Source organism: Enterobacter pseudoroggenkampii, from assembly GCF_026420145.1.
In the GTDB taxonomy this organism is placed as follows: Bacteria; Pseudomonadota; Gammaproteobacteria; order Enterobacterales; family Enterobacteriaceae; genus Enterobacter; species Enterobacter pseudoroggenkampii.
This window is the reverse complement of sequence record NZ_JAPMLV010000001.1, coordinates 714,705-729,856: the sequence shown is the minus strand read 5'-3', so window position 1 is coordinate 729,856 and position 15,152 is coordinate 714,705. Positions and strand designations below refer to the sequence as shown.

Annotated in this window: 15 protein-coding genes; 8 read left to right on the top strand and 7 right to left on the bottom strand. The window is 54.4% G+C overall.

Features of this window, described 5'->3' with window-relative positions; genetic code table 11:
* Window positions 1-28: 28 nt before the first annotated feature.
* Window positions 29-442 carry a CoA-binding protein gene (locus OTG14_RS03445; protein WP_008499920.1) on the bottom strand — a complete coding sequence of 138 codons (414 nt, stop codon included), beginning with the start codon at window positions 440-442 and terminating at the stop codon, window positions 29-31.
* Between the two features lie 173 nt (window positions 443-615).
* On the opposite strand from OTG14_RS03445, the gene csgI reads away from it, so the two are divergent.
* Window positions 616-1,278: a curli synthesis inhibitor gene (gene csgI, locus OTG14_RS03440; RefSeq protein ID WP_032638793.1), complete on the top strand. Its 663-nt coding sequence runs from the start codon at window positions 616-618 to the stop codon at window positions 1,276-1,278.
* Between the two features lie 80 nt (window positions 1,279-1,358).
* Window positions 1,359-1,817 carry a methylglyoxal synthase gene (gene mgsA, locus OTG14_RS03435; protein WP_023311034.1) on the top strand — a complete coding sequence of 153 codons (459 nt, stop codon included), beginning with the start codon at window positions 1,359-1,361 and terminating at the stop codon, window positions 1,815-1,817.
* A gap of 58 nt (window positions 1,818-1,875) precedes the next feature.
* On the opposite strand, the gene helD is transcribed toward mgsA, so the two are convergent.
* Complete coding sequence (gene helD, locus OTG14_RS03430) at window positions 1,876-3,930, bottom strand: DNA helicase IV (protein ID WP_248273074.1); 2,055 nt, start codon at window positions 3,928-3,930, stop codon at window positions 1,876-1,878.
* A gap of 123 nt (window positions 3,931-4,053) precedes the next feature.
* Here helD and OTG14_RS03425 point away from each other — a divergent pair, with 123 nt between their 5' ends.
* Complete coding sequence (locus tag OTG14_RS03425; protein ID WP_032649128.1) at window positions 4,054-4,500, top strand: YccF domain-containing protein; 447 nt, start codon at window positions 4,054-4,056, stop codon at window positions 4,498-4,500.
* 19 nt (window positions 4,501-4,519) lie between these two features.
* Window positions 4,520-6,682 carry a YccS family putative transporter gene (gene yccS / locus OTG14_RS03420; protein ID WP_157188863.1) on the top strand — a complete coding sequence of 721 codons (2,163 nt, stop codon included), beginning with the start codon at window positions 4,520-4,522 and terminating at the stop codon, window positions 6,680-6,682.
* Here yccS and OTG14_RS03415 read toward each other — a convergent pair.
* Complete coding sequence (locus OTG14_RS03415; protein WP_023311030.1) at window positions 6,639-7,265, bottom strand: TfoX/Sxy family DNA transformation protein; 627 nt, start codon at window positions 7,263-7,265, stop codon at window positions 6,639-6,641. The genes yccS and OTG14_RS03415 overlap by 44 nt on opposite strands.
* A gap of 217 nt (window positions 7,266-7,482) precedes the next feature.
* On the opposite strand from OTG14_RS03415, the gene sulA reads away from it, so the two are divergent.
* Complete coding sequence (sulA, locus tag OTG14_RS03410; protein WP_024907764.1) at window positions 7,483-7,992, top strand: SOS-induced cell division inhibitor SulA; 510 nt, start codon at window positions 7,483-7,485, stop codon at window positions 7,990-7,992.
* Window positions 7,993-8,346: 354 nt separating this feature from the next.
* On the top strand, window positions 8,347-9,402 hold the full coding sequence (ompA, locus tag OTG14_RS03405) for a porin OmpA (RefSeq protein ID WP_024907765.1): 1,056 nt from the start codon (window positions 8,347-8,349) through the stop codon (window positions 9,400-9,402).
* 63 nt (window positions 9,403-9,465) lie between these two features.
* On the opposite strand, the gene matP is transcribed toward ompA, so the two are convergent.
* Window positions 9,466-9,918: a macrodomain Ter protein MatP gene (matP, locus tag OTG14_RS03400; RefSeq protein WP_248163785.1), complete on the bottom strand. Its 453-nt coding sequence runs from the start codon at window positions 9,916-9,918 to the stop codon at window positions 9,466-9,468.
* Between the two features lie 186 nt (window positions 9,919-10,104).
* On the opposite strand from matP, the gene OTG14_RS03395 reads away from it, so the two are divergent.
* Together OTG14_RS03395 and fabA are read left to right on the top strand one after the other, a co-directional pair.
* Window positions 10,105-11,865, top strand: coding sequence for an AAA family ATPase (locus OTG14_RS03395; protein WP_024907766.1), 1,761 nt, complete (start codon window positions 10,105-10,107; stop codon window positions 11,863-11,865).
* Between the two features lie 68 nt (window positions 11,866-11,933).
* Window positions 11,934-12,452 (top strand): 3-hydroxyacyl-[acyl-carrier-protein] dehydratase FabA, encoded by a 519-nt coding sequence (gene fabA, locus OTG14_RS03390; protein ID WP_008499931.1) that lies wholly within the window; start codon window positions 11,934-11,936, stop codon window positions 12,450-12,452.
* Between the two features lie 71 nt (window positions 12,453-12,523).
* Here the strand turns inward: fabA and rmf are convergent, their stop codons facing one another.
* The 3 genes from rmf to pqiB form a co-directional block, all read right to left on the bottom strand.
* A complete protein-coding gene (gene rmf, locus OTG14_RS03385; protein WP_013097261.1) occupies window positions 12,524-12,691 on the bottom strand; it encodes a ribosome modulation factor in 168 nt (55 codons plus the stop codon).
* A 256-nt stretch (window positions 12,692-12,947) separates the two neighbouring features.
* The gene (gene pqiC / locus OTG14_RS03380) at window positions 12,948-13,514 is read right to left on the bottom strand and encodes a membrane integrity-associated transporter subunit PqiC (protein ID WP_024907767.1); all 567 of its coding nucleotides are present in this window, start codon (window positions 13,512-13,514) and stop codon (window positions 12,948-12,950) included.
* Window positions 13,511-15,151 (bottom strand): intermembrane transport protein PqiB, encoded by a 1,641-nt coding sequence (gene pqiB, locus OTG14_RS03375; RefSeq protein ID WP_061715628.1) that lies wholly within the window; start codon window positions 15,149-15,151, stop codon window positions 13,511-13,513. The genes pqiC and pqiB overlap by 4 nt, the downstream gene beginning before the upstream one ends.
* Between the last annotated feature and the right edge of the window lies 1 nt (window position 15,152).

Genomic DNA, 15,152 nt, shown 5'->3' with positions numbered 1-15,152 from the left:
AAAAGCCCGATGAACGGGCTTTTTTTTATTACTTCGCCAGCCCCAGACGGGGGATGTCGATCGCCGGACAGCGATCCATGACGACGTTTAACCCCGCATCCCGCGCCAGCACCGCAGCCTGCTCGTTAATCACGCCCAGCTGCATCCACAGCGTTTTCGCCCCGACGGCGATAGCGTCCTGCGCCACTTCCCACGCCGCCTCGGAATTACGAAAGACGTCGACCATATCAATTTTTTCCGGCACGTCAGCGAGCGTGGCGTAACCCTGCTGGCCCAGTAAGGTTTTCCCCGCCACTTTTGGCGAGACCGGGATGACGTGGTAGCCCTGATCGAGAAGGTATTTCATCACCCGATAGCTTGGACGATCGGGTTTATCGCTCGCGCCCACCAGCGCAATGGTACGCGTGGATGTCAGAATCTCGGCAATATCGTTCTCTTTCATGGTTTTTCTCCTGGCTTTTTTAAAAGTGTACGCCAAACCGCACATCTCAACCATCCATCCCATACCGACGCATGAGGGCAAAACGGCGAAATATGTCTATATGTTAGTAAACGTGATTCTCGAAAAATTTAGATACATTAATGCGGCGACAGGATTTCTGACGGGAGCCTTCTATGAAAACCGGTATTGCCACTGCTCTGATTGCGTTAGTGATGCCGGTCTGCGTTTTTGCGACCACGCTCCGGCTCTCTACCGATATTGATCTCCTGGTACTGGACGGAAAAAAGGTTTCCAGTTCGTTATTGCGCGGTGCGGACAGCATCGAGCTGGATAACGGGCCGCATCAGCTGGTATTCCGGGTGGAAAAATCGATCGGTCTGGCGAATCACGAGCAAAGGATGTATATCTCGCCGCCGCTGATCGTCAGCTTTAATACCCGGCAAATCAGTCAGGTGAACATTACCCTGCCTCGTCTTGAAACGGAGAAAGAATCGGCGGCCTTCGACGCGTCTCCCCGCATTGAACTGCTGGACGGGGATGCGATGCCGATTCCGGTGAAGCTGGATATTCTGGCGCTGACGACCTCACCAAAAGGTCCGGACTACGAGGCCGCGACCCAGACCTATAACAAAGCGGGTAAACGCGCGTCGCTTCCTCAGTTTGCCACCATGATGGCTGACGACAGTACGCTGCTATCTGGTGTCTCTGAACTGGACGTCATTCCTCCCCAGTCCCAGACCCTGACGGAACAGCGCCTAAAATTCTGGTTCCAGCAGGCCGATCCCGACACGCGGGCCCGGTTTTTACAGTGGGCAAAACAACAACCTTCATCATAAGCCACATTTTTTACGCCTTTCTCTTGCAGCGTCAGACGGTTCCCGTCATCGTGTAGGCAGTTAACCTGATGGATATGATTATGGAACTGACAACACGCACGCTGCCTGAACGCAAACACATTGCGCTGGTGGCGCACGATCACTGTAAACAAATGCTGCTTAACTGGGTTCGCCGCCATCAGTCTTCGCTGGAAAAGCACGCTCTGTCGGCGACCGGTACCACCGGTAACCTGATCCAGCGCGAAACGGGTCTGCAGGTGAATGCCATGCTGAGCGGCCCGATGGGCGGCGATCAGCAGGTCGGCGCGCAGATTTCCGAAGGGAAGATTGATGTGCTGATCTTCTTCTGGGACCCGCTGAACGCGGTTCCGCACGACCCGGATGTCAAAGCCCTGCTGCGTCTGGCGACGGTGTGGAATATTCCGGTGGCGACGAACCTGTCGACGGCGGATTTCATCATCGAATCGCCGCAGTTTAACTCGCCGGTTGATATCCTTATTCCGGACTATCAGCGTTATCTTTCCGACAGATTGAAGTAGCTTTTTTGCCGGGTGGCGGCTACGCCTTACCCGGCCTACAAAACCTTGCCTGGCGTCGTTATGGTTTACGCGCTACCGGCACATCAATACTCTTCAGGATATCGACAAACACGGATGGCTCCTCTTTATTGAACAGCAGCCACACGCGATGGCGCGCGCGGGTCATAGCCACATACAGCAAACGCCGCTCTTCGGCATCCGGGAAGTCTTCCGGCACCGGCAGCAAGGCCTGTTCCATTACCGACTCGCGGGCCGGAGCCGGGAAACCGTCGCTGCCCTCTTTCAACCCCATGACAATCACATAGTCGGCCTGCTGCCCTTTGCTGGCGTGAATCGTCATAAATTCAAGCTGCAGCTTCGGCCAGCGGGTGGCCGCCTTTTCCAGCGCCTCGGGTTTGAGGTGATGGTAGCGCGCCAGCACCAGGATACGCTCATCGGGCTTCGCATAGCCGCTGAGCTTGTCCAGCAGCGGTTCCAGCTGATCGTCCGCCAGCAGGGTCACGGCTTTTTTATCCCCTGCCCGCAGGCTATTGAGCGGTTTTGCCAGCTGATGAGGGTTCTGCTGGATAAAGCGGTTGGCGATTTCACCAATCCGTGAATTGAAGCGGTAGGTCGTGTCCAGATCGCTGCGATCGCCTTCGCCAAAATAGTGGTGGAATGCGGTCGTCAGCGAAAGCTGTGCCCCGCTGAAGCGATAGATGGCCTGCCAGTCATCCCCCACCGCAAACAGAGAGGTATGCTTATTTTGCGCCCGCAGCGCTGAGAGCAACGCAGCACGCTGCGGAGAGATGTCCTGGAACTCATCCACCAGAATATGCTTCCACGGGCTGACAAAACGTCCCTTCTCAAGAATGATGATGGCCTGATGGATCAGGCCGGAGAAATCAACGGCATTTTCCGCTTTCAGCGCGGTTTTCCAGGCTTTCAGTAGCGGAGCCATCAGCTTGACCCGCTTCGAAAACAGATCGCGGATCGCCTCCGGCGCGCTTTCAATCATCTCTGCCTGCGATCCACCGTGCATTCGCATCAGGCTGACCCAGCGGTCAAGCCGTGAACCCAGCCGACGCGCCAGCTTATCATCCTGCCAGAAGCTGCCCTCCGGCACGTCCCAGTTGAGCTCCTCCTCCAGCCACTGACGCCACCCTTTTGCCTGCGCCTTTTTCTCACTGCACTGCTGGCGCCACGTTTTGATGAACAGCGCCTGACGCGCCTGCGCGTCGTTTTCGAGCTTACTGATGGAAGGCACTTTTTTACTGCCCTGCTGAATAATATGCAGCGCAAGGGCATGGAAGGTTCTGGCCGTGATATCCCGGGTGTGCAGGCGTTCCTGGATACGTTCGTCCATCTCCTGCGCAGCCTTGCGGCCAAAGGCCAGAAGCAGAATTTGATCGGCTACCGCTTCACCGGTCGTAAGCAGCCAGCCGGCACGCGCCACCAGCACCGACGTTTTACCGCTACCGGCCCCCGCCAGCACCAGCAGCGACTGCTCGCCGTTGACCACCGCGCGCGCCTGGGCCGGATTGAGCGGTGACGATTCCACCGTACTGAAAAAGTCGGCGTATTGGGTGAGCATGGCGTCCGTCCAGGCCTGATTATGGGCGAGACGGCTTTTATCCTTATCATTCAGCCAGGCCTGACACTGGCGCCAGGCGTCGCGACAGTTGTCAAACTCGTCAAGACGCGTCACGGAGAGCGGCAGCGCCGAGAGTGCCTGTCGGATCTTTTGCTGCAGCCCGGCGGTCTGCTGACGGGTTAGCCACGCGTGTTGCGCGTTGCTTTGCGCGATATCGTCCAGTACCTGCTGGAGCACCTGGGCGGCAATCACGCTCATATCCTGGCTCCACTGCTGCCAGAGTGCGTTCAGGTGATGGTGGAAACGCTGAGTTTCCGCCCACTCGGTGCCGTGAAGACGCACGACTTTATCGTCAGGCAGAACGAACTCCAGCTCGCCCCACACCAGCCCGCGTTTGCAGTGGATAGCCAGAAGCTGATTAAACGGAATAAGGTATTCGTGGCGTTCCCCGGAGACTTTCACCCCGGCATTAAGGAGAACAACCCTGTCGTAAGGGTGTTGCGCCAGGCGTTTGCCTAACGACGTTGCTTTCAGTTCCATGTTCCGCCAAATCCACGAAGAGATAATTTACCTGACAGTTTAACTGCCAGTTTTAAGGTGCTCCAGCCTAAAAAAACGTTACAATCATTGGGCGTTAATTTTATCGAAAGGAAGTGAGGGTTTATGCGTACCGTTCTGAATGTGTTGAATTTTGTGCTGGGCGGCTTTGCCACCACCCTTTCCTGGCTTTTTGCCACGCTGGTGAGCATCGTCCTGATTTTCACGCTTCCCCTGACCCGTTCCTGCTGGGAAATCACAAAACTCTCCTTAATCCCCTACGGGAATGAAGCCATCCACGTTGACGAGCTGAATCCGGAGAACAAAAACGCCCTGATGAATACGGGCGGAACCCTGCTGAACATTCTGTGGCTCATTTTCTTCGGCTGGTGGCTGTGCATCATGCATATTTTTGCCGGTATTGCACAGTGCATCACGATTATTGGTATTCCGGTGGGGATCGCGAACTTTAAGATCGCCGCTATCGCCCTTTGGCCCGTCGGTCGCAGGGTTGTTCCGGTAGAAGTGGCCCAGGCGGCGCGTGAAGCAAACGCTCGTCGTCGTTTTCAGTAAATAAGGACTGGCCGCGTTTATGCTAAGCCCACTGCTTCGCCGTTATACCTGGAACAGCACCTGGCTTTATAACGTCAGGATATTCATCGCGCTTTGCGGCACGGTTGCTCTGCCCTGGTGGCTGAATGATGTCAAACTCACTATTCCGCTCACGCTGGGAGTGGTGGCCGGGGCGCTGGCGGACCTGGACGATCGTCTGGCCGGGCGTTTGCGTAATCTGGTCATTACGCTTGTCTGCTTTTTTATTGCGTCAGCGTCCGTTGAGCTGCTTTTCCCGTGGCCCTGGCTGTTTGCCCTGGGTCTTACCCTCTCAACCAGCGGGTTTATTTTGCTGGGTGGCCTTGGGCAGCGCTATGCCACCATCGCTTTTGGTGCATTGCTGATCGCCATCTACACTATGCTGGGCGTTTCCCTGTACGACCAGTGGTACCAGCAGCCGGTTCTGCTGTTGCTGGGTGCCATCTGGTATAACCTGCTGACGCTAACCGGTCATCTGATCTTCCCGGTTCGCCCTCTGCAGGATAATCTTGCCCGCAGCTTTGAGCAGTTAGCCCACTATCTGGAACTGAAATCCCGGCTGTTCGACCCGGATATCGAGGAAGAAAGCCAGGCTCCGCTCTACGATCTGGCGCTGGCAAACGGCCAGCTGGTTGCCACCCTTAACCAGACAAAAGCCTCTCTGCTGACCCGTCTGCGCGGCGATCGCGGTCAGCGCGGAACGCGAAGGACCTTACACTACTATTTTGCCGCCCAGGATATTCATGAACGTGCCAGCTCCTCGCACGTTCAGTATGCCGCCCTGCGCGAGAGATTCCGCTACAGCGACGTGATGTTCCGCTTCCAGCGCCTGCTCTCCATGCAGTCTCAGGCGTGTCAGCGGCTCTCGCGCTCCATTCTGCTGCGCACGCCCTATCAGCATGATCCCCGCTTTGAACGCGTATTCAGCCACCTTGATGCGGCGCTCGACCGCGTTCAGGCCAGCGGAACGTCACCGGAACATATCAAAGCGCTGGGCTTTTTGCTGAACAACCTGCGGGCGATTGATGCACAGCTGGCAACCATTGAGTCCGAACAGGCGATGGCACTGCCGGGCAGTGAGGTGGAAAACCAGCTTGCTGATGACAGCGTGCACGGCGTTAGCGATATGTGGCTACGCCTGAGCCGGAACTTTACGCCGGAGTCGGCTCTCTTTCGCCACGCGGTGAGAATGTCGCTGGTGCTGTGCGTGGGGTATGCCTTTATTCAGATAACCGGACTGCACCACGGCTACTGGATCCTGCTCACCAGCCTGTTCGTCTGCCAGCCGAACTATAACGCCACCCGACATCGTCTTGCGCTGCGTATTATCGGTACGCTGGTTGGCGTCGCGATCGGCCTTCCGGTGCTCTATTTCGTGCCTTCCGTCGAAGGTCAATTGATTCTGATCGTCATCACCGGCGTGCTGTTCTTCGCGTTTCGCAACGTGCAGTATGCCCACGCCACCATGTTTATCACGCTGCTGGTACTGCTCTGCTTTAACCTGCTGGGTGAAGGCTTTGAAGTCGCCCTGCCCCGCGTGATCGATACCCTGATAGGCTGCGCGATTGCCTGGGCCGCGGTCAGCTTTATCTGGCCGGACTGGCGTTTCCGCAATTTGCCGCGCGTGGTCGACAGGGCGATGAATGCCAACTGTCGTTACCTTGACGCTATTCTGGAGCAGTACCACCAGGGCCGCGATAACCGCCTGGCTTACCGGATAGCACGTCGTGATGCGCACAACAGTGATGCAGAACTGGCCTCCGTTGTCTCTAACATGTCAACGGAGCCTCGCGCCACGGCGGAAATTCGTGAGACCGCGTTCCGCCTGCTCTGCCTGAACCATACGTTTACCAGCTATATTTCGACGCTGGGTGCACACCGCGAGAAACTCACCAACCCGGGTATTCTCAACCTGCTCGATGACGCCGTCTGTTATGTCGATGACGCGCTTCATCACCGCCCAGCCGATGAACCGCGCGTACAACAGGCGCTGAATGAACTGGCGCAACGCATTGCGCATCTTGACCCGGGAAACGACAGCAAAGCGCCGCTGGTTCTTCAGCAGATAGGCCTGCTTATCGCTCTGCTGCCTGAAATTTGCCGGCTGCAACAGCAAATCGCTACCTGGAGGAGTGATTCTCCTGTGGCTCAGGCAGCGCATTAAACCACTCCGTTAGCTCCCGGCGAATGCCTGCCGGGAGTGCCGCCTCATGCAGCCCTTCAATAGCCCCTTCGAGCGCGAAGAGGACTTTAATACTGAGCGCTTTATTTTTCGCCCGCATCTTCAGCCAGCTGGCTCTGGCGCCCAGCGCCCGCAGCGTTTCCTCATTAGTGATACCGGCTTCAAAAAGCAAGACTTCAAGCTGAAAGGTCAGGTTTGGCAGATCCTTGAGTCGGTTTCGTTGATGGCGCTGATAGCGCTCTTTTCTTGCCGCACTGAGCGCAAACGAGGAGAGCTGAAGCAACCGCTCCCTGTCCTGCCATAATCCGTCATCCACACGATAATAGTTGAGCAGCACCGGGCGGCCTCGCTTCATCAATGTCAAAAATGAGGAGGCATTCTTTACGCAGTATTTCGCACTCTCCTCACAAGCCCGAAGATAAAGCTCGCCATCAGACACCATGGCAAAAACCGCATCATCCACCGCCAGGGTGTAGCCGCCAAACAGCGCGCGATGATGAATCTCGCCCAACGGGGAGAGGTATTCCTGGGATTTATAAATCCGTTCATAAGATATCTTTTTCATGATATTTCCCTTCAAAATCATAAAGTAACAACGAAATTTCTTACTAGCGGATCCGTTAGCAGGAAAATAGGCAACTTATCGCCGTTGAGCAAGATGATTTTTCCAGGGGCATCAAGATTGAATGAATTTTGCGAGTCGCTTTCCGAAAATGAGGTTGATCTTTATGCATACAGGGGTTACTGTATATCCATACAGTAACTACAGGGCTGGAATGAATATGCACACTTCAGGCTATGCAAATCGCGCAATCTCTCTCTCTTCTGCCGCAGGCAATGTCGCGCAGAATTCCGTCGAGCGTGTTTCCACAGGGCTTATCAGTGAAGTGGTTTATCGTGAAGACCAGCCCCTGTTGACGCAACTTCTGTTGTTGCCGTTATTACAACAGCTTGGTCAGCAATCGCGCTGGCAGCTTTGGCTAACGCCTCAGCAAAAACTGAGCCGTGAGTGGGTTCAGTCCGCTGGCCTTCCGCTGACCAAGGTCATGCAGATTAATCAGCTCTCACCGTGCGATACCGTTGAGTCGATGATCCGCGCGTTACGCACCGGAAATTACAGCGTGGTAATTGGATGGTTACCCGAAGAATTGACGGAAGAGGAACATTTCCGTCTGACTGAAGCCGCTGAAGAAGGGAGTGCGATCGGGTTCATTATGCGTCCGGTTCGATCGGATTCTTACCGCAGAGGACAACTTTCTGGGCTAAAAATTCACTCAAATTTGTATCATTGAGTGAAATTAAGATTTTTCCTGGAATTTTTTTCGACCACAAGATGGCATTAAAGTTCCCGGTCTGAAAATTGCGGCAAGGCTTGTCTGGTGCGGTTCTCCTTCATTTTATTGCACAAAATTCGTTCTAAAAATGTTAAATAATCGGTATACGGAACTTTTTTTTTCATATGCCTGACAGACTTCACACTTGTAAGTTTTCAGCTACGTTGTAGACTTTACATCGCCAGGGGTGCTCGGCCTAAGCCGAAGATATCGGTAGATTTATATTTGACCACGCCCCCCGGTGAAGGATTTAACCGTGATTCTCTCTTGAGACTTTCATGGCGAATTTTGGATGATAACGAGGCGCAAAAAATGAAAAAGACAGCTATCGCGATTGCAGTGGCACTGGCTGGCTTCGCTACCGTAGCGCAGGCCGCTCCGAAAGATAATACCTGGTATGCAGGTGGTAAACTGGGCTGGTCTCAGTTCCACGACACCGGCTGGTACAACAAAGACCTGAACAACGATGGCCCGACTCACGAGAGCCAGCTTGGTGCAGGTGCGTTCGGTGGCTATCAGGTTAACCCGTATGTTGGTTTTGAAATGGGTTACGACTGGTTAGGTCGTATGCCATACAAAGGCGACACCGTAAACGGCGCTTTCAAAGCACAGGGCGTTCAGCTGACCGCTAAACTGGGTTACCCAGTAACTGACGATCTGGACGTGTACACCCGTCTGGGCGGCATGGTATGGCGCGCTGACTCCAGCAACAACCAGGTTGGTAGCGACCATGACACCGGTGTTTCCCCAGTATTCGCTGGTGGCGTTGAGTGGGCTATGACCCGTGACATCGCTACCCGTCTGGAATACCAGTGGGTTAACAACATCGGCGACGGCAACACCGTTGGTGTTCGTCCAGACAACGGCATGCTGAGCGTAGGTGTTTCCTACCGTTTCGGCCAGCAGGAAGAAGCAGCACCAGTTGTTGCTCCAGCGCCGGCTCCAGCTCCAGAAGTACAGACCAAGCACTTCACTCTGAAGTCTGACGTTCTGTTCAACTTCAACAAAGCGACTCTGAAACCAGAAGGTCAGCAGGCACTGGATCAGCTGTACTCTCAGCTGAGCAACCTGGATCCTAAAGACGGTTCTGTAGTGGTTCTGGGCTTCACCGACCGTATCGGTTCTGACGCTTACAACCAGAAACTGTCTGAGAAACGTGCTCAGTCTGTTGTTGATTACCTGATCTCTAAAGGTATCCCAGCTAACAAGATCTCCCCACGTGGTATGGGCGAATCTAACCCAGTTACTGGCAACACCTGTGACAACGTGAAAGCTCGCGCTGCACTGATCGACTGCCTGGCTCCAGATCGTCGCGTAGAGATCGAAGTTAAAGGCATCAAAGACGTTGTAACTCAGCCAGCGGCATAAGTTAACGTCTTATAAAAAAACCCCGCCATGCGGGGTTTTTTATTGTCTGAAGAAAAGAAAAATCTACTTTTTACCCAACAGCGCCTGAAGGTCGCTCTTCAGCGTCGACATCTGGTTGGCGTACTTCTCTTTATGTTCGGCATCCTCAATCAACTGCACGATGGTTTCCGAAAGCGTTTTACCCCGTCGTTGTGCCAGCCCAGCCAGACGTTGCCAGACAACGAACTCAAGGTCGATTGATTTTTTTCGAGTGTGCTGATGCTCAGCATTAAAATGCCGTTTGCGTCGCGCACGGATAGTTTGCTTCATCCGGTTTAACAAGGCAGGATTGATGTGTTTCTCAATCCAGCCGTTAACCTGTACCGGTTCATTTTCGAGGGTCAGCAAAATATCCACGGCTTCTTGCGCAGCGCTGGCTTCGATGTAGCAGGTGATCAGCTCCCCTTCACGGTGCTTTTTGACCAGGTACTTCCATTTCCAGCCGCTTTCGAGATTTTCCAGTTGTTGATATTTCATTGCGATCTCAGTGTTACCACGTAACTCTGTTCAGAATATCAGTTTTTTAGCAATCTGCTGAAAAGAAATCATATCCTGTGAGTGAATGCAGCCAATCGCCCTGTCGAAATACCCAATCCCGCTTGGGTACAGCCCCCCGCTTACGGTATACTCCACGCTTTTACATCTGACTAAAAAACATCAACTTTGACCATTACGAAACTTGCATGGCGTGACCTTGTTCCGGATACCGAAAGTTATCAGGAACTGTTTGCACAGCCCGAACTCGCAAAAGAACACGAATTCATCCTTAGCGATACGCAGCCCCGTTTGCATTACGCGCTGGAGCAGGTCTTAAGCCCATGGGCAACTGCGCCTTTCATGCTGCTCAAAGCCCCGGAAGAAGCGGAATACCTGACGTTGTTCGGGGATGCCGTGCGTCAGTTAAAGCCGGAAGCGAACGCCGTTTTTGGCGGCCAGTATCGTATCGCGGGACATGATGTCACTTTCGAACCGGCGGCACAGGCCGACGGCCATTTTGCCGCTAAGGGCGAGGTGATTACCGCTAACTGGGTCGAGGCTGAACAACTCTTTGGTTGTCTGCGCCAGTTTAACGGCGAGCTTTCGCTGCAGCCTGGGCTGGTACATCGCGCAAATGGCGGTGTTCTGATCATCTCACTGCGCACCCTGCTCTCGCAGCCGCTGCTGTGGATGCGTCTGAAAACCATCGTGCACCAGCAGCGTTTCGACTGGGTCGGCTACGATGAGTCTCGTCCTCTGCCCGTCTCTGTTCCCTCTATGCCGCTGTCGCTGACCGTCGTGCTGACGGGCGACCGTGAATCGCTGGCGGACTTCCAGGAAATGGAGCCGGAACTGGCTGAGCAGGCCGTGTATAGCGAATACGAAGACAACATCCAGATTGCTGACGCCGACGATATGGCGCAGTGGTGTCAGTGGGTGATGGCCGTTGCCGAACGTTTTGCGCTGCCAACCCCTGCGGCTGACGCGTGGCCGGGCTTAATCCGCGAAGCGGTACGCTACACCGGTGACCAGGAAACGCTGCCGCTTTGCCCGCTCTGGATCGGCAAACAGCTGCGTGAAGTGGGTGTGATTAGCGGTGACGGGGCGTTCACCGGCGAACAGCTCACTCAGATGCTGGCACAGCGTGAGTGGCGAGAAGGTTATCTTGCTGACCGCATGCAGGATGAAATTCTGCTCGAACAAATTCTGGTGGAAACCGAAGGCGAACGCGTCGGGCAGATTAACGCCCTGTCTGTGATTGAATTTCCTGGCCATCCGCGCGCATTCGGGGAGCCATCCCGTATCAGCTGCGTTGTGCACATTGGCGATGGCGAGTTCACCGATATTGAACGGAAAGCCGAGCTGGGCGGAAACATTCACGCCAAAGGCATGATGATCATGCAGGCGTTTTTGATGTCAGAGCTGCAGCTTGAGCAACAGATCCCCTTCTCCGCCTCGCTGACGTTTGAGCAATCCTACAGCGAAGTGGATGGCGACAGCGCCTCTATGGCCGAGCTGTGCGCCTTAATCAGCGCCCTGGCGGAAGTGCCCATCAATCAGAACATCGCGATCACCGGTTCGGTGGACCAGTTCGGCCGCGCCCAGCCAGTGGGGGGCCTCAACGAGAAAATTGAAGGCTTCTTCTCTATCTGTCAGCAGCGCGGTTTAAACGGCAAGCAGGGTGTGATTATCCCGGCTCCCAACGCACGCCATTTAAGCCTCAGTCAGGAAATTCTGGATGCGGTGGAACAAGAGCAGTTCGCTATCTGGGCCATCGAAGGGATTGAGGATGCACTACCCTTACTGACAAACCTGGTATGGGATGGCGAAGGGCAAACCACCCTGATGCAGACTATCCAGGAGCGCATTGCTCAGGCGACACAGCAGGATGCTCGTCATCGTTATCCATGGCCGTTACGCTGGCTGGGCTGGTTTAGTTCGAACTGATCGGACTTGTTCAGCGTACACGTGTTAGCTATCCTGCGTCCTTCACTAAAATAAGGCTTACTGAGAACATGGTAGATAAACGCGAATCCTATACAAAAGAAGATCTTCTTGCCTCTGGTCGCGGTGAACTGTTTGGCGCAAAAGGCCCACAGTTACCGGCCCCGAACATGCTGATGATGGACCGTGTCGTGAAAATGACCGAAACCGGCGGCAACTTCGATAAGGGTTACGTAGAAGCAGAACTCGATATCAACCCGGACCTGTGGTTCTTCGGTTGCCACTTTATTGGCGATCCGGTAATGCCTGGCTGTCTGGGCCTGGATGCCATGTGGCAGCTGGTTGGCTTCTATCTGGGCTGGCTGGGCGGCGAAGGTAAAGGCCGCGCGCTGGGCGTGGGCGAAGTCAAATTCACTGGCCAGGTTCTGCCTACAGCGAAGAAAGTGACCTATCGTATTCACTTCAAGCGCATCGTTAACCGCCGCCTGATTATGGGCCTGGCAGATGGCGAAGTGCTGGTAGACGGGCGTCTGATCTATAGCGCAAGCGACCTGAAAGTTGGCCTGTTCCAGGATACTTCTGCGTTCTGATCGTGCTTTTTGCACCCCCGGAAAGGCGAAACCTCCGCATTGCGGAGGTTTCTTTTTTGAAAGAGACGTTATCAGGCTATGAGTGCCCTGTCGCCGATGGCTTCTCGCCAGCCTCCAAGCCATTGTGACCTTTGATTTATCGTCTGATAAGGACACATTTCTTTAGAACGTCCAGCGATGCCGGCCTGATAACCACGTTGATGAGCCCGTTCCAGGCGATCTCGTTTCTGTCTCTTCATGCCTCGTTTCCCTCATTCTTTTGTCTGGTGGAAAGAAAACAGTGTCTGCACTCAATGTACAGGCACAGATAACGAATACCCCGAATTAGCCCCATCGTCAATGTTCAAAATTCATACGGGTGTCATATTTGTGAGCTACCTGGAAGTTCATTTGTACAAAAATTGTGACGCAGCACAAGTAACAAACTGAAGTGAAAACGAAAAAAAAACCGCAATCAGCGAGAGGCCAACTGCGGTTTTTGATGATGAATTTTACTTATGGCAGCCGGGAGATTTCCCTCGCGATGCTGGCCGACTCCTGTGCCCAACCCTGAGCCAGGACTTTCACCATTTCGTCATAACCATCTTTCTGCTGCTTGAGCTCCAGATGGAAAGGACGCTTAATCAGCTGCCCCTGATGATTCAGCAACCACTCCCCGCTGATCACGACCGCACCATCATAACGGCCGTGGAAGCCCGTTACGGTGACGTTCAGCGTATCCTGGTCGTTACCCAACGGCTGCGACGCGACAACCCAACCCGGTAGCTGACTGCCCAGATTGGCCACCAGCGTGTTGCGCAGCTGTTGATCCAACGGGCTGGCCCACAGGTTGTTCGTCGCAATCACGTATTTAACGTCGCTGGTCTGATAGACCACGCCGTTTCCTGCCAGATAATCCGGCACCGCAACCTGCTCAACCCACAGCTGACGGTTTCCCTGACTGGCCGTGCTTTGCCCACCGCTATGGGTCGCCACAGGCAGCTGATAGTAGCTTTTATTATCTACTCCTGAACTGCACGCCGTTAACAGCAGAGCACCAACCATCAATAGCCACTTTTTCATTCTTTTGCCCTCTTCGGCTCAGGATCCTTTTTATCTTTCGCTTCGAACACCAGCGCATTGCTCTTCTCGTTGAGCGTTTTCAGCACCGGCTGCAGTTCACGTAAGACCTGATCAAGACGCTGCATATCTGCCACCATCTTGTTGTAGGCCGCTGAACCCGGCTGGAAGCCCTGCATACTGCGGTTCAGCTCACGCAGCGTTTTCTGCATGTCCTGCGGAAGCTGCTGCATGCTCTGGCTCGCCGTAATCTTGTTGATGTTATCCAGCGTGGTTTGCAGACGACGCATCGTTGCCTGGCTTTCGCTCAAAGAGTTCGTCGCCGCTTCAATCATCGGATTCAGTGGCAGATTGTTGATCTTATCCAGCGTCTCCATCAGACGCTGCTGGATCTGCGCCAGGCCGCTACTCACCGTTGGGATGATCTTATAGCCACCGAATTCACGGATACCGGTAATCGGCGGTGCTTTCGGGTAGAAGTCCATATCCACATACAGCGCACCGGTCACCAGGTTACCCGTCTTCAACGATCCACGCAGGCCGCGTTCCATCAGTTGAGAGATATGGGCAGCAATATCCTGATTTTCGCCAATCTGGTTTAGCAGACGCTCCGGTTCGATGCGGATCAGCACCGGAATACGATAGTCATCATCCAGCATCTGGCTCAGGCCCGGGACGAAGAACGGAACTTGTCCAACCGTACCGAGACGAATACCGCGGAACTCAACAGGTGCCCCCGGCTGCAGACCGCGGACAGAATCTTTGAAGAACATCAGGAAGTCGACGTGATCGGTATAGAGCGCATCCTGAATGCTTTTTTGATCGTCAAAGAGACGGAAAGCGGTGTTCTCTGCGACCGGCTGCCCTAAATCCAGGCCTTCCGGCACGTCAAAACTTACGCCGCCGCCAAACAGCGTGGTCAGCGAACCCATTTCAACGCGCATACCTGCCGAGGTCAGATCCACCGCGATCCCGCTGTCTTTCCAGAAACGGACATTGCTGGTGACCAGCCGATCGTTTGGCGCATTGATGAAGAGCTGATAGCTGATCGCGCGTTTCTGCGGATCAAACGTGCTTTTCTCAACCGATCCCACGCGGTAGCCGCGGAACAGGACCGGGTCGCCCGCCGTAAGCTGACCTGCTTTTTTACTGTCGAGGATCACGCGGATACCCTTGGCATCAGGTGGTGCAAGCGGCGGTGAATCCAGAAGCTGGTATTTGGCTGGCTGGTTACCCTTAGCGCCAGGCTGCAGCTCAATGTAGGCGCCCGAAAGCAGCGTCCCTAAGCCGCTGATTCCCTCACGCCCCACCTGCGGCTTAACGACCCAGAAAACGGAATCGCCGTGCAGCAGTTTTTCCATGCCGGCATTAAGGCGCGCCTTGATCTCCACATGGGTTAAATCGTCGGTCAGGGTTGCACTTTCCACCACGCCCACATCCACGCTTCGGCTTTTGATAGTCGTTTTACCGCCCTCAATCCCCTCGGCATTGGTGGTTATCAGCGTGACTTCCGGTCCCTGATGGCTGTAATGATAAAACAGGATCCATGCACCGATCAGCGCAGTCACGATGGGAAAAATCCACACCGGCGACCAGTTTTTGACCTTCTGCACTTTCGCCTCTCCACTCTTATTTTCCATG

Excerpts from the sequence above, each read along its gene's own strand:
- pqiC (WP_024907767.1), bottom strand. The coding sequence starts at position 13,514 with ATGAAAAAGTGGCTATTGATGGTTGGTGCTCTGCTGTTAACGGCGTGC.
- helD (WP_248273074.1), bottom strand. The coding sequence starts at position 3,930 with ATGGAACTGAAAGCAACGTCGTTAGGCAAACGCCTGGCGCAACACCCT.
- yccS (WP_157188863.1), top strand. The coding sequence starts at position 4,520 with ATGCTAAGCCCACTGCTTCGCCGTTATACCTGGAACAGCACCTGGCTT.
- mgsA (WP_023311034.1), top strand. The coding sequence starts at position 1,359 with ATGGAACTGACAACACGCACGCTGCCTGAACGCAAACACATTGCGCTG.
- OTG14_RS03425 (WP_032649128.1), top strand. The coding sequence starts at position 4,054 with ATGCGTACCGTTCTGAATGTGTTGAATTTTGTGCTGGGCGGCTTTGCC.
- rmf (WP_013097261.1), bottom strand. The coding sequence starts at position 12,691 with ATGAAGAGACAGAAACGAGATCGCCTGGAACGGGCTCATCAACGTGGT.
- matP (WP_248163785.1), bottom strand. The coding sequence starts at position 9,918 with ATGAAATATCAACAACTGGAAAATCTCGAAAGCGGCTGGAAATGGAAG.
- sulA (WP_024907764.1), top strand. The coding sequence starts at position 7,483 with ATGCACACTTCAGGCTATGCAAATCGCGCAATCTCTCTCTCTTCTGCC.
- csgI (WP_032638793.1), top strand. The coding sequence starts at position 616 with ATGAAAACCGGTATTGCCACTGCTCTGATTGCGTTAGTGATGCCGGTC.
- pqiB (WP_061715628.1), bottom strand. The coding sequence starts at position 15,151 with ATGGAAAATAAGAGTGGAGAGGCGAAAGTGCAGAAGGTCAAAAACTGG.
- ompA (WP_024907765.1), top strand. The coding sequence starts at position 8,347 with ATGAAAAAGACAGCTATCGCGATTGCAGTGGCACTGGCTGGCTTCGCT.
- OTG14_RS03445 (WP_008499920.1), bottom strand. The coding sequence starts at position 442 with ATGAAAGAGAACGATATTGCCGAGATTCTGACATCCACGCGTACCATT.
- OTG14_RS03415 (WP_023311030.1), bottom strand. The coding sequence starts at position 7,265 with ATGAAAAAGATATCTTATGAACGGATTTATAAATCCCAGGAATACCTC.
- fabA (WP_008499931.1), top strand. The coding sequence starts at position 11,934 with ATGGTAGATAAACGCGAATCCTATACAAAAGAAGATCTTCTTGCCTCT.